This window comes from Parabacteroides johnsonii DSM 18315, assembly GCF_025151045.1.
Classification (GTDB): Bacteria; Bacteroidota; Bacteroidia; order Bacteroidales; family Tannerellaceae; genus Parabacteroides; species Parabacteroides johnsonii.
Genome location: NZ_CP102285.1, coordinates 3,924,488 through 3,937,474, shown reverse-complemented (window position 1 = coordinate 3,937,474; position 12,987 = coordinate 3,924,488). Strand labels below are relative to the sequence as shown.

Annotated in this window: 10 protein-coding genes and 1 pseudogene; 4 read left to right on the top strand and 7 right to left on the bottom strand. The window is 45.7% G+C overall.

Going from position 1 to position 12,987, the window contains the following annotated elements; translation table 11 throughout:
* Positions 1 to 2: 2 nt before the first annotated feature.
* The 5 genes from NQ564_RS16125 to NQ564_RS16105 form a co-directional block, all read right to left on the bottom strand.
* Entirely contained in the window at positions 3 to 1,775 is a 1,773-nt protein-coding gene (locus tag NQ564_RS16125) for a RagB/SusD family nutrient uptake outer membrane protein (protein ID WP_039848003.1), read from the bottom strand.
* A 19-nt stretch (positions 1,776 to 1,794) separates the two neighbouring features.
* Entirely contained in the window at positions 1,795 to 5,073 is a 3,279-nt protein-coding gene (locus tag NQ564_RS16120) for a SusC/RagA family TonB-linked outer membrane protein (protein WP_008146930.1), read from the bottom strand.
* Positions 5,074 to 5,177: 104 nt separating this feature from the next.
* Positions 5,178 to 5,561, bottom strand: a complete 384-nt coding sequence (locus NQ564_RS16115) for a DUF3037 domain-containing protein (protein ID WP_008146929.1) — start codon at positions 5,559 to 5,561, stop codon at positions 5,178 to 5,180.
* Complete coding sequence (locus NQ564_RS16110) at positions 5,539 to 6,321, bottom strand: HipA family kinase (protein ID WP_008146928.1); 783 nt, start codon at positions 6,319 to 6,321, stop codon at positions 5,539 to 5,541. Before NQ564_RS16110 ends, NQ564_RS16115 begins: the two co-directional genes overlap by 23 nt.
* Before the next feature lie 526 nt (positions 6,322 to 6,847).
* A complete protein-coding gene (locus NQ564_RS16105) occupies positions 6,848 to 6,985 on the bottom strand; it encodes a hypothetical protein (protein WP_157632028.1) in 138 nt (45 codons plus the stop codon).
* 142 nt (positions 6,986 to 7,127) lie between these two features.
* On the opposite strand from NQ564_RS16105, the gene NQ564_RS16100 reads away from it, so the two are divergent.
* Together NQ564_RS16100 and NQ564_RS16095 are read left to right on the top strand one after the other, a co-directional pair.
* Entirely contained in the window at positions 7,128 to 7,430 is a 303-nt protein-coding gene (locus NQ564_RS16100) for an ISAon1 family transposase N-terminal region protein (protein ID WP_129650239.1), read from the top strand.
* 85 nt (positions 7,431 to 7,515) lie between these two features.
* Positions 7,516 to 8,447: pseudogene (locus NQ564_RS16095) on the top strand (ISAon1 family transposase).
* 711 nt (positions 8,448 to 9,158) lie between these two features.
* On the opposite strand, the gene NQ564_RS16090 reads toward NQ564_RS16095, so the two are convergent.
* Positions 9,159 to 9,956: a LytR/AlgR family response regulator transcription factor gene (locus NQ564_RS16090; RefSeq protein ID WP_008146924.1), complete on the bottom strand. Its 798-nt coding sequence runs from the start codon at positions 9,954 to 9,956 to the stop codon at positions 9,159 to 9,161.
* A gap of 3 nt (positions 9,957 to 9,959) precedes the next feature.
* Positions 9,960 to 10,721, bottom strand: coding sequence for a LiaF transmembrane domain-containing protein (locus NQ564_RS16085; RefSeq protein WP_008146922.1), 762 nt, complete (start codon positions 10,719 to 10,721; stop codon positions 9,960 to 9,962).
* Between the two features lie 418 nt (positions 10,722 to 11,139).
* Between NQ564_RS16085 and NQ564_RS16080 the strand changes: the two genes are divergently transcribed.
* Both NQ564_RS16080 and NQ564_RS16075 read left to right on the top strand, forming a co-directional pair.
* Positions 11,140 to 11,736 (top strand): RNA polymerase sigma-70 factor, encoded by a 597-nt coding sequence (locus tag NQ564_RS16080; protein WP_008146920.1) that lies wholly within the window; start codon positions 11,140 to 11,142, stop codon positions 11,734 to 11,736.
* Positions 11,737 to 11,796: 60 nt separating this feature from the next.
* Positions 11,797 to 12,813, top strand: a complete 1,017-nt coding sequence (locus NQ564_RS16075) for a FecR family protein (protein ID WP_008146919.1) — start codon at positions 11,797 to 11,799, stop codon at positions 12,811 to 12,813.
* Positions 12,814 to 12,987 lie beyond the last annotated feature (174 nt).

Genomic DNA, 12,987 nt, shown 5'->3' with positions numbered 1-12,987 from the left:
ATTTACCAACCCGGATTCTGTTTCAAATTAGTCGTACCATCCGGTAATGTCGCATTGTTGATTGCCGATTGAGGAATCGGGTAATAATATTGACGTCCATCATCGTACCAGACGCGCGGATCATTGTCCGACCAAGTCAGATTGCCCGAAGTCGCTCCGGTCAATCCCTGCTGCGTACCCTCTCCTACCGAAACAGGCGTACAGGAAGCAGGCAGCCCGGTCGGTTTCTCTCCCTTGTAGAAGATCACGTCCGGCGTACCGTCCTTATCAAGGTCCATCTGGACATTCAAGGCGGGAACATAAATGCCGGTCCAACGCATCGTCATCAGCTCGCCACGTTTCCAACGTTTCAGGTCGGTGAAGCGGAAACCCTCCAGAGCCAATTCGATGGAACGCTCGCGGCGCACTTCGAGGATGACCGGATCAGAGATATTCGGAAAATAGTTCTGCTGGAAATAAGCATCCACCTTAGTTGGCTTGGCAGAAAGGCCGCCGGTGATACCGGCACGTGCACGCAGCACACCGACCGTATTCGCCCAGTCCGCATCCGTCAGCGTCCCCAACTCAGCCTTTGCCTCGGCATAGTTCAGCAGGACTTCGGCATAACGGAACAACGGGATCGCATTCGTGTTCAAAGCACCAGCATCATATTTGGTATCATCCAACGTATATTTGATCGGTTGGTAGCCCGTATAGGAATAACCGTTGAAGTTAGGGGCGGCAGGTGCTCCGTCGCGTTCATACCCCGGTGTGCGGATCGTCTGGGCAAGACGGGCATCGCGGTTTTGGCATTCGTCGTAGAACTCCATCGTCTCGTAGCCAGCCCGGTCCGTAAACGGTGTCCCATCCGTATTCAGGAACGTGTTGACAAACGTGCGGATCATGCTGAAACGCGCCCCATACGTGCCCGAAGTCCACCACCAGTTAGCCTCGCCCAATACTGCCAGCCCGGCATCGGCGCAGCTCGCCAGCATCACTTCGCTGGTCACCGGCTTATCACTGATAAACAGCGAGCGGAAAGAGGCATCCGTACCCTCACCTGTATAAATGGAGTGCCCACTTTCTTTCATAACCGTTTCGGCTGCACGGACAGCCTCCTGGTACCATTCGTCGACCGAGTCAGTCAATCCCAACTCCGTATGATACTTGCGGAAAGATGCTTCGAAAAGGCAGATACGGGACTTCAATGCGTATGCCACCCATTTTGTCACCAATGAACCGGTTTCGTCCTTCGTTCTTGAAATATTCTCGCAAGCAAAGTCCAGGTCTTCCAGCACATGATCCATTACCGTCGTACGGGAATCTCGGCCAGCATACAACAACTCGTCGTCCACACCTAACGTGCGGTCTATCCAGGGCACATCACCGAAACGCACCACCATCTCGTAATAGAAATAGGCGCGGAAAAAGCGGGCCAGGCCGATATAGTTGTTACGGACAGACTCATCGACCGCCTCGTTCGTACAGTTCTCGATAAAATAGTTGATATTGCGCAGATCACCCCACGACCACCCGCTGCTCAACTCAGCCGAGTAAGCCCCTTCGCGGATAAAATTGTCGAAACTGGTCACCGCCCCATAGTCGCACATCGCATCCTGACGGAAACCGTCACTGACGGAAGGGAGCATATTGTAGAAAGAATAGGAATATGTTTCCAGCCCTTTCTCCGTCCTGAAAACCGTGTCCTTGTCCACCGAGGCCTGCGGTATCTCGTCCATCGAGCAGGAAGAAAGAAGTAAACAGGCAGATACAAAAGAATATATAATCCGTTTCATGTCGTTGATAGTTCTTTAATTAAAATGTTACTGATAAACCTAAACTCACACTCTTCATCTGCGGATAGCTGTTTCCGTCACCGCTACCACGGTTCCCGTTCAGTCCGGAAGACATATCGGCATCCGTCAGGTCGGGATCGGACCCATAGATATTCGTCACGTCGAGGTCGCGCGTATGCTTGTAGAGCGGGGACCAGCACCAGAGGTTCTCTGCAGAGATGTAAACCCTTACGTTCTGCAACTTGGCTTTCGAGATGATCGGCTGCGGCAAAGTATAGCCGAATTGCAGGTTCTTCAGACGGATATAAGCGACATTCTGCAAGTAGCGGGTCTGCGGCGTAGACTTCAGAGAAGCATTATAGCCGGCATAGCGGGGCAGGTAAGCATCCGTATTGTCTTCCGTCCAATAATTGCCCTGATGCCAAGTAGGCATGTTATTGTACGGGCGATTATACTGTCCCCAGAAAATACATTCCGAACTAGGATACCAGTCCTGTTTCCCCACACCCTGGAAGAAAGCGGAAAGGAAGAAGTTGTTCCAGTCGCCGGATAGATTGATGCTGTACGCATAGCGAGGCAATGTATTTCCGATCACGGTCTTGTCGCCGTGGTCTTTCAGCGTGTTGTTGCCGTAGTCGATCACGTGGTCGCCGTTCAAGTCTTTGATCTTCACGTCGCCCGGATAGGTAACACGCTGGGAGGAAGACTGTATCAATGTCTGGTCGGCATGGCTGTCGATATCGGCCTGATCCTTGAACAAGCCTTCAGTCACATATCCCCAGATTTCACCGACACGCTTGCCGGCATAATAGTCGTTCAGGTTACCCGTCTGGTTGTTATAGCGGTCGATGGTCGAGATATAGTCGGACAACGTACCGCGGATCTCGTAGTTGAACGGTTTCTCCGCCAATGTGAACTGGTCGCGCCAAGTCAGCGTGATTTCCCATCCTTTGGTCGTCATATCGGCATAGTTGCCTTTGGGAGAAGAGGCACCGAACACGTCGGGAAGCGTTTTGCCGACCGTGTACATATCCGTTGTCTTACGGATGTAATAGTCGCCATTGAACTGCAAACGGTTGTTCAGCATGCCGAAGTCCAGTCCGACGTCGGTCGTCGTAGCCGTTTCCCAGGTCAGTCCGTCGGGCATGACGGCCGGAGCACTCGTGTATTTGTTCTTCAAACCGTTCAGAACACGATCAGAAGTGCTGATGCTCAACAGTTCGAGGAAGCTGTAGGGAGAAACATTACCATTCCCTAACGAACCGTATGAAGCACGTATTTTCAGATTGGAGAACAGCTCCGGGTTCACCTTCCAGAACGCCTCTTCCGACACGCGCCATCCACCGGAAACGGAAGGGAAGAACGCCCATTGCTGATCAGTCGGAAATTTGGAAGAACCGTCATAGCGCCCGTTCACCTCCAACAGGTAGCGATCCTTGAATGCATAGTTCAAACGGAAAAAGCCGCCTGCCACACGCCATCTGTTATAACCTCCCGATGTAGTGATCGCATCTCCCAACGCCAGATTGATGTTTTCCGAATCGTCGAGCAGCAAACCATTACGTTGCACATATGTACTCTTATAAGTAGACTGTTCATAGTTGTAACCGATCATCCCCTTGAAATAATGCGCATCGCCAAATGTCTCCTCGTAGTCGGCATACAGGTTGGTCGCAATGTATTCGGTCCGCATATTACTCTCCTTCAAGTCGTTGTATTTAGTGCTCAGTTCGACTGTCTGCCCTTCGTAAGTACTGTAGGGGACCGGTACGCGGCGTTGCGTCTGCCCCTCGTCCGTATTGCGGAACGTGAAGTCGCCCCGTACGTGCAACTTGTTTTCCAGGAAAGAAGCCGTAAAGCCGGTCGTATTCTTCAACACCTTGTTATTGGTATCGATGCCGTTCTTGCCATAGATAAAGTCACCGACCGAATAAGCGGCAGAGAAAGTCAGGCTGCCGTCGGGATTGAAGATGGGCGAAGTCGGATGACCTTCATCGGAAATATTACGCCAGATGGAACCGCCTTCGCCGACGTTGATCGGGTTATGGTAATCCATATTGGAGAAATCCATGTTGTTCTCGATCTTCAACCAGTCGAACACCTGCACGGAACCTTTCGCACGCAGGTTCATCATCTTATAATCGTCGGTATTATAGCGGAACAAACCGTCGTAGCCATAGAAACGCCCGGAAACGTAGTAGTTCAGCTTCCCGTTGTTACCGGTCACCGACAAGTTGTGATCCTGTGCAAAAGTCGTCTTCTTGTACAGAGCGTCATAATAGTCTTCGTTGCCGTAGTAGACATATTTGCCGGTAGCATCGACCGTCACCTCGTCAGTGATGCCCTGCTCCTTCCGGTTCTTGAAGTCTTCCAGCCAGCCGAGGGAAAATTCCTGCGTCTTGTTTATGTTCTTGGGATCAGCCGAATAGTTGTTCCACGCATGATAAGCTTCATAGAAGTGGCTGGCATATTCGTATCCATCGGTCACAAAGTCGGGAACCGTCACCGGTTTCTGCATGGCGAAGTTGCCGGAATAGGTAATGGAAGTCTTGTCTTTAGTCGGCTCTTTCGTGGTGATCAGCACGACACCGAAAGTACCACGTGCCCCATAGATGGCAGCCGAGGCGGCATCTTTCAGGACAGACACGCTGGCGATATCGTTCGGGTTCAACATCGAGGGATCGCCTTCCACACCGTCGATCAGGACCAGCGCACTACCCCCCTGTCCGATCGAAGTCGTACCGCGGACATTATAACTTGCCGAGCGGGTCGGCTTGCCGTCGGTCAATTGGATATTCAGGTTGGGGATTGAACCTTGCAGGGCCTGTGTCACGTTGGGAACGGAACGATTGTCAAACACTTCGCTGGTCACCTGCTCGACGGCTCCGGTAAGGTTCACTTTTTTCTGCGTGCCGTAGCCGACCACGACCACTTCGTCCAACGTCTGCGTATCTTCCATCAAGACCACTTTCAGCTCCTTCTCTCCTTTCAGTGTGATTTCTTTCGGAATATATCCGATAAAAGAGATGGTTAACACAGCGTCAGGGGCTACTTCCAGCGAAAACTTCCCGTCAATATCGGTCACCGTCCCGTTAGTCGTTCCCTTTTCCACTATATTGGCTCCGATAACGGGTTCTCCGTATCCATCCACAATCGTGCCTGTCAGATGATACGTTCCCTGCTGGGTTACGCTTATGATTCCGCCCGGATTGGTGGAACTGATTACAGGAAATCCCTGTAATGCACTTGCGACACATAGTAAACCCGCAAGCCGGGTCACTCTACTCTTAATCTCCATGATTGTCCTTTTTGTGTTAAAACAAATATATTTTTACCTATTAAAACCACTGCAAAGAAACAACCGGAGTATTAAACCGCTGTTTACTATCAATTACAATAATGTTACAGAACCAATTCCCTGAACAGTATCTCCAACGTTCGGTCCAAGTCGTCGGAGAAGCCCGGATGCGGACGCGAAGTCTGGATAGATGCGCTCCGCACGGCCGTCAGCCAGCGGAACCGTTCTGGGATGTCCAGAGCGGCGATAGGACCGCCCTCTTTCGTACCTGAGCAGATTTTATCGAAAACATGCAGATTGGCAAACAACGATTCACGGTCCAACTCGGAAGAAAACAGATTCAACTTGTCCTCATCTACCTTATAGAGCGCCTTGATATACTTCGCTCTTTTCGAGAACAGAATAATTCCCACATTGAAGAACTCCTCACGCTCTACCCTGGGGACCAGACGGATAACGGCATATTCATATAAGTGCTTTCCTTGCATCTTGTGCTTCTTTTATAAATGTTTCGGAATGTGCCAGTCTCTCACATAAGAACCGGATATAAATCTCTCTTATCTCTTGAGGCATACCGGGGCTTTCGCTCCAATGCAACCAGTCGTCGGGAATCAAAGCCACGATCTCCCGAATTTTTTCCTCCGTCAGCAGACGTCTCATATCGGCATTCGCCTCCTCCAGCCCGGAAGCTTCGGGCAACAGCACATGATCTTTGATCTGCACGAACGGACTTACGGCATGCTTTTGCCAATTCACCCATGAATAATGGAAATAAAGCGAAGCGCCATGATCGATCAGCCACAGTTCCTTATGCCATATCAGCATATTAGTATTCCGGAATGTGCGGTCTACATTGGTCAGGAATGCGTCCAACCACACGATGCGGGATGCCAATTCAGCCCCGACCTTCGTCACTACCGGGTCGAAGGTAAGAGCTCCCGACAGAAAATGCAGCCCGAGGTTCAATCCCCGGCTACCCTGCAGCAAATCCTGGATTTCCTCATCACCTTCGGTACGCCCGAAAGCCTCGTCCAGATTCAGAAAGACCAGTTCGGGAACCCGGAAACCAAGTGCACGAGCTATCTCGCCGCCAACCAGTTCGGCAATCAGCGCTTTCGTCCCGTGGCCTGCCCCGCGAAACTTCACGACATATTTAAACTCGTCATCAGCTTCCGCCAATGCCGGCAAAGACCCGCCTTCCCGAAGAGGCATGATATAGCGTGTCACATTCTCTGTTCGTAATTCCATCACATTCCAATTATTTGAAGATAAAGATACATGTTCTTTTTAAACAAACGAAGATTGACTGCACACTATCTGTTTGCTTTTTCACCATAATCCACAAATCACCTTCACCAATCACTGACAGCCTGACAGATACTGGACTATAGAAATAAATATGCTCTCCCCTATCCTCAAAAAATTAAAAGAGGAACCGACAAATATAAAAGACAAAAAAGCAACCTTATCCAAAAATGATTAAGTAAGGCCGTTAACGATACGTTAAATTCATAACATCGTCATCTGCCTCATACGGGCTTATCATAACATTGGACCTTATTGTACGGTTTGTTCAAGTATCCATTAGTCTAAATCGAAACACTATAGCATTTATTTTGATTTTCTACCCCACTTTTTGCAAATTACCCGCAAGGGTAATATTTTTTAAGAAACAACAGTTTTGTTAATCAATTAATAATCAATCATATAGTATCCTTTTGCGATTTAAGGAGGATATTGTCATTTTTTTATTGTGAAAGCGACTGCCTGTCTATCAACACCACCAGCCCCCGACCGGGCCGTGTACCCCCAATACAAGGGCCTGTTTGATATCGGCTGTTTTGGAAACGATACGGGTTGCGAAAGGATCAGGACGAAACAGGGTGAAGGCAGTCCCGATGCTCACCTTCACCCTTATACACATTGATAATCAAAAATGTTTCAGAAGATGGTGAAGCCAAAACATAACAAGACCTGTCATATGAAAAATAAGGATCATCCCGAAATCCTGAGGGGAAAAATCGTATCTTAGTGGCAGTAAAAAAATAAAAGAGATGAGTTACGATCAATTTCTTCGTTTTATCTTTCCGGAGGGAATGTTTGATTATTTTGAGTTGTCTGATTTCAAAGAAAAGTCGGATAGGGTAGAAATATACTTTGAAGAGAAGAATATACATCCTAAAGAATATGCAACCAATAACTTGGAAAGCAAGGGCTTTTATGAGCAAGTCAGGATGCAGGATTATCCGATGCGTGGGCGTAGCTGCCTGTTGTTTATCAAAAAACGAAGATGGTTCAATCACAGTACTGGCAAATATGTAAGCCGCAATTGGAAATTAGTGGCAGAAGGAACGTAAATAACGACTGAATTTGCGTCTTTTTTAAAAGCATTGGATCGACTCTCACGCTCTTAGCATTAGTCTTTGGGCGGATCATTACGGAATGGAAGCCAAACTGTTGGAGTCCCAATATAAGAATCATCTGAGTCATTTCAGGAATTGGGAGCAACGTGCCCATGCCGAAGAATGGATTCTCTTCGAGAAAAACATTGGACCCTACGTCGGGCTGGACGAAATGGCACTGTCGTCGGGAGAACTGTATACAATCCTGATTAACAAAGAGGCCAAAGGAAGAAAAGGCACTATCATCGCCATGATCAAAGGGACATCCGTAGAAAAGGTATCCCAAGTTATACTCAAACTTTCCCGTCGCAGGCGGTTTCAAGTTCGGGAAATAACATTGGACATGGCACCCAATATGGCCCGGATAGCCCGTCTCTGTTTCCCGGCTGCCAAGCTGGTTATCGACCGTTTTCATGTTCAAAAGTTAGCTTTTGAAGCCGTTCAGGAAATGCGGATAAAGGCACGATGGGAAGCCTTGGATAAAGAAATGGTCGAGATCACATACGCTAAAGCATCAGGACAGCCTTTTGTTACTGAAACATTTGAGAATGGGGACAGTCGAAAACAGCTGTTGGCCAGAAGCCGCTATCTTTTGTTCAAAAAAACTGAACTGTGGTCGGAGAGCCAAAGAAAAAGAGCTAAAATCCTTTTCCGGGAATATCCCGATATCAAGAAGACCTATTACTTAAGCATAAGGTTAGGGTTGATATATCATCAGGCACAATCGGCAGATATTGCCTTGACGCGTTTGGCGCATTGGTATGATCAGGTGGACAAATCCGGTTTCCTGTCTTTTGGCACTGTTGCCAGAACCATACAAACACATTACTTGAATATTGTTGGCTTTTTTAAAAGACGCTCCACCAATGCTGCGAGTGAGTCCTTCAATTCTAAAATCAAAGCTTTTAAAGCACAGCTGAGAGGCGTGAGGGATATTTTTTCTTATTCAGACTCACCAATATTTATGCATAATTAATTCTCTATGGATATAGGTATCTCTTTATACGTACATAACCGGGCTAAATAAAAGAACTGCAACATAACTTATTAAAAAAAGCGTGTCCCTCTAATATAGAGGCAACACGCTCTTTCTAATAGTTAAGGTTTGGGATATTTATATTTCTTGTCGTTATATACTGTTACAAAAAAAGCTTGACCTGAAAGTTGTCAAGCTATACCCATTGCACAGTCAAGGCTCCTTTGTTTTTGTTCACTCTATACCTATAATCTCTCTGAAAATGAGTGACAGCACGAAGGAACGCTTTTATTTTATACAAAACAAATTTATCTGGAGTTATTTTTACACTATCGGGGATTATAATAAATACTTGAATACTATCAGGAGGATTATAGGAAGATGCAATAGATACTTTAGGAGATGATTATATTTTAATCCCTCAGGATTTCGGTATGATCCAAAAATAAAAAGGGGAAAAGCTTCCCCCCATAAACAATTAAAGGCTGTCTCACGACAACCCCTAACCAACTTTGTTAACCTTAAATCTAATACTATTATGAAAAAACCACAATGCAAAGATACATGCGCTAAGTCCGTTTGTCAAGCCTTTTACAGACAATATATGTTAAGCCCGGAAGAGCTTTGCGGTAAAAAGTGTTACAAAGGGCAAAACTTTATACAATGACATCAAATTCTGCTAAAATTAACATTTTAGCCTCTCTTTTTTAAAGAGAAAGACGCTCTTTCAAGAGCTTATAACCGGCATTACTTGCCCGCAAACAAACTCCGCTTTTCAAACGGACCTGGTAATTCTCTTTCCCGAACAGCTCCACTCGTAAAATCTGTTCGGTATTGACAATGCAAGAACGGTGAATCCGCACAAACAGAGCAGGCGGAAGATGTGTCTCAAAATATTTCATCGTCTGTTCCTTCACATACTGGCCTCCCGGAGTAAAAAGCGTCACATAATCACCTCCGGCTTGCATGTATAAGAGTTCTTCGAGATGGATAATATGAATGCGAGAACCGTCTTTTACCGATACGCGATCCAGAAAAGTCTCATCTACGGGAATCGCCTCTTCTTGTCCCTTACCTAGCTCGGTCCCGGATATCTCCTCTAAATCCGGTTCATCGGCCCGGTTAATCCGATACCATTGCAACAGGATAATCCAGCATAATATACCCAATACCAGGCGGAGGGAAACACTATCCATAAAGTCACCGGCATTTCCCTGTTCCAAAAAAACTTGTAACTCAAAGGCTCCTGCCAAACTGATCGCCTGAACCAATACCGCCAATGCAATTTGTATTTGCCATGCATGGATAGTTCCGTCAACATACCCGTACAGGAAACCGGCGACAGCCAATAATCCGACAGAAACCAGACCATCCAGACAGGCCATCCATATCCCCTCTCCTCCATAACAGAACAGGAGCCATGAATACATCATCCAGACCACAACCGCCAAGGAAATCCCCACCACGCGATTGATGACTGACTCTATAAATGGATGCGTCCGCATAAATCAACTTTTAAACTCGATACCTCCGAAAGAAACTTTTCCCCTCACGATCAAAGCGTGTTCCTTGTCTATCTCCACAGACGAATTATAACGTTTATCGTCACATCCTCCGATAAATGCATCGATCTGCGTCTGCAAATTCCAGTCCGACGGCAAATAAATCTCAACCCCTCCAAAAGAACAGTCAATATCTATAAATGTCCGGGGAGCGGCCAGTTTGCTCCGCCGTAAATCCAGGACAGTTCCGCCAAACACATTTCTAATCCGTGCCCCCCTGAACACCGGGTCCAGGACAATCTGCTGAACCGATCCGAAAGTGTTGTCCGATACGACAAAACCGTCTTCAGAGCTATATACTTCCTTTACATACTCCGGCCTTCTACCATCCCAATGGCCATTAAAGCGGTGACGTTTCGGTTTAAAAAGAATCATGATTCCCACCAAAATAAGCAATACCGGCCAGAACATCCCGATCCATTCGCTCTCTACCCCGCTTATCTCCGGCAACAGAAAATAAGTTCCTATGGCAATCATTATCATTCCCCCGAAGAAATGCCGTTTAATCAGATTGACAACGCCGACCACGATCAGCAGCATCTGCCAGGAAACCAGGATATCGAACAGGTCAGAGTCTATTACCCCGAAATTCCGCCCAAGAAACAACAGACCTACTATGATAAACACAGCAGCCGTTACAACCGTATTCAGTTTACTGTGGCTGGGACAACCACCTCTGACAAAATCCCCTTGTTGATTCGTTCTCATACTCGTACATTTTTAATTTGTTGCAAAACTACCCTCACACAATCGCTTACACAACAGAAAAGCGGCCAGTAGCAGCTAAATCCCGGCGAATAGCGGAATACTCCCGATAAAAAAGCATTGATAGCCTCCCCAAAGATATTCATTCGACCTTTGTCAATGCTCCAAAATTCCATATATTTGCAATGTTCGGAGGAACTATTTGAGAAAAGTTAAAAGTGCTTCACTTTGTCGAAATCGCCAGTTTTGACCACCACGAAGCACAAGCAATCGCTATATCAGTGGGTTTGCTTGTCTATGTGGTAGAGGTTTCTGGCGATACCTGACAAAGTATAGGCAACAGCCCACTGTTTTTTTGGCTGTCTACAAAAACTTTCATTCTCAATCCAACCGAAATAACGATCCATATAAAAAATATGAAATGAATACCGAATATGAAATCATCGAAGGCCTGAAAGCGGGCTACGAAGAAGCATACAAATACATATACGATCGGCAATACAAAATACTTTGTATCATCGCGAAAGAATATGTAGATGATACTTTCACCGCAGAGATGATTGTAAGCGATGTCATTTTTGCCCTATGGAAAAACCGGAAAGAAATAGACATCAACCTTTCGTTACGCAGTTATCTGATTAAGGCTGTCCGTAACCGGTGCCTGAATTATCTTGCCCAACTGAACAAAAGAGAAGATGTCCGTTCCCATATCGGGAATCTGTTGGAAAAGGAACAGATCCATTACGAGGAACAACATGGCTATCCACTGTCCAACCTGATAGAAAAAGAACTCGACGTCAAAATAAATAACTGCATAAACAATTTACCCGCACTTACCCGGCGCATATTCTGCCTGAGCCGTTTCGAAAACCTCAAATATGAAGAGATCGCTCAAGAGGTCAACGTTTCCGTCAATGTAGTCAAATATCACATCAAGTCTGCCCTATCTCATTTACGGGAAGAATTAAAAGACTATTTACCCTTGTTTCTACTTATTTTTTTCCCTTTCGGAAAATAAATCCGTTTTTCATTTACCCTAAATCTTTTCCGGCTTGTCTTATTTATACAAGCAGAAAAGATGGACACACAAAATCAACATAAAGAGCATTGGTTAAATCTCATAATCGACCGGCTGACAGAGACGATATCGGAAGACTCCGACTTGTGCCTGCAGGAATGGATTGATGCTTCTGATGAGAACAGCCGATATTTCAGAAATATGGAACAGCTCTGGGATTCAATGGAGGTTGTCCGCGAAGGAGAACAATACGATTCAGACCGTGCTTTTTTGCTCTTTCAACAACGTGTCCGGGCAGAGAGCACGATAAACACACGGAAATCGTTCACCTTAAAGAAAGTGTTGTCATATGCAGCCATCCTGATCTCATTCATTGTCCTCAATTATCTGACCTATCAATATTACATTCATTCCTCAGATCAGAATATTATCCGATTGTCAGAAATCGCAGTTCCCAATGGTTCAAAAACAAAACTGACATTACAAGACGGGACGAAAGTTTGGCTGAATGCAGGTTCAAAAATCCAATATGACTCCGATTTTGGAAAGAAGAACCGCCTGCTCAAATTATCAGGTGAAGCCTACTTGGAAGTGGCAAAAGATGAAGACTGTCCTTTTATTGTCGACGCAGGAGAAGTCAAAGTGAAAGTATTGGGTACTTGCTTTAATGTAAGAGCCTATAAAGATAACGAAGAAATAAAAGTCGCTTTGCTAAGGGGCTCTGTCGAAATGGAAACAAATAATGGGGATATGTTGAAATTGGTTCCTAAAGATATCGCCCACTTCAATATACAGACAAAAGAAACCGGCATTTGCCATAACACCGGATACTCCCAAAATTGTATCGGATGGATTGATAACAAGTTTATATTCAACGGGGAAAGTTTCGAACAAATCACAAAAATATTGGAAAGGACCTTCAACGTAAAAATAAACATTCACAAAGAATCCATCAAAAAACGTTGTTTCATTGGCGACTTCGTTAATAACGAAACAATCGAACAAATATTTAAAGTCATGTCATCTAATGAGAAATTCACCTATACGATAAAAGGAAATATCATAGACGTCTATTAAATTCATATTTGTGTTTAATCTTAAATAATCATTTGCCTATGAAGTAGTACAACAAAAAAACAGAACCGGAGAATGCTGCAACACTCTCCGATCCCGAGAATAGATTTAAATTTCTGATTACTAACTTTAAATCCGATACAAATGTATAAAAAATACCAGGATATAGGAAAATTA

Coding starts and splice junctions, on each gene's coding strand:
- NQ564_RS16085 (WP_008146922.1), bottom strand. CDS start 10,721: ATGAGAACGAATCAACAAGGGGATTTTGTCAGAGGTGGTTGTCCCAGC.
- NQ564_RS16080 (WP_008146920.1), top strand. CDS start 11,140: ATGAATACCGAATATGAAATCATCGAAGGCCTGAAAGCGGGCTACGAA.
- NQ564_RS16120 (WP_008146930.1), bottom strand. CDS start 5,073: ATGGAGATTAAGAGTAGAGTGACCCGGCTTGCGGGTTTACTATGTGTC.
- NQ564_RS16075 (WP_008146919.1), top strand. CDS start 11,797: ATGGACACACAAAATCAACATAAAGAGCATTGGTTAAATCTCATAATC.
- NQ564_RS16090 (WP_008146924.1), bottom strand. CDS start 9,956: ATGCGGACGCATCCATTTATAGAGTCAGTCATCAATCGCGTGGTGGGG.
- NQ564_RS16125 (WP_039848003.1), bottom strand. CDS start 1,775: ATGAAACGGATTATATATTCTTTTGTATCTGCCTGTTTACTTCTTTCT.
- NQ564_RS16110 (WP_008146928.1), bottom strand. CDS start 6,321: ATGGAATTACGAACAGAGAATGTGACACGCTATATCATGCCTCTTCGG.
- NQ564_RS16115 (WP_008146929.1), bottom strand. CDS start 5,561: ATGCAAGGAAAGCACTTATATGAATATGCCGTTATCCGTCTGGTCCCC.
- NQ564_RS16100 (WP_129650239.1), top strand. CDS start 7,128: ATGAGTTACGATCAATTTCTTCGTTTTATCTTTCCGGAGGGAATGTTT.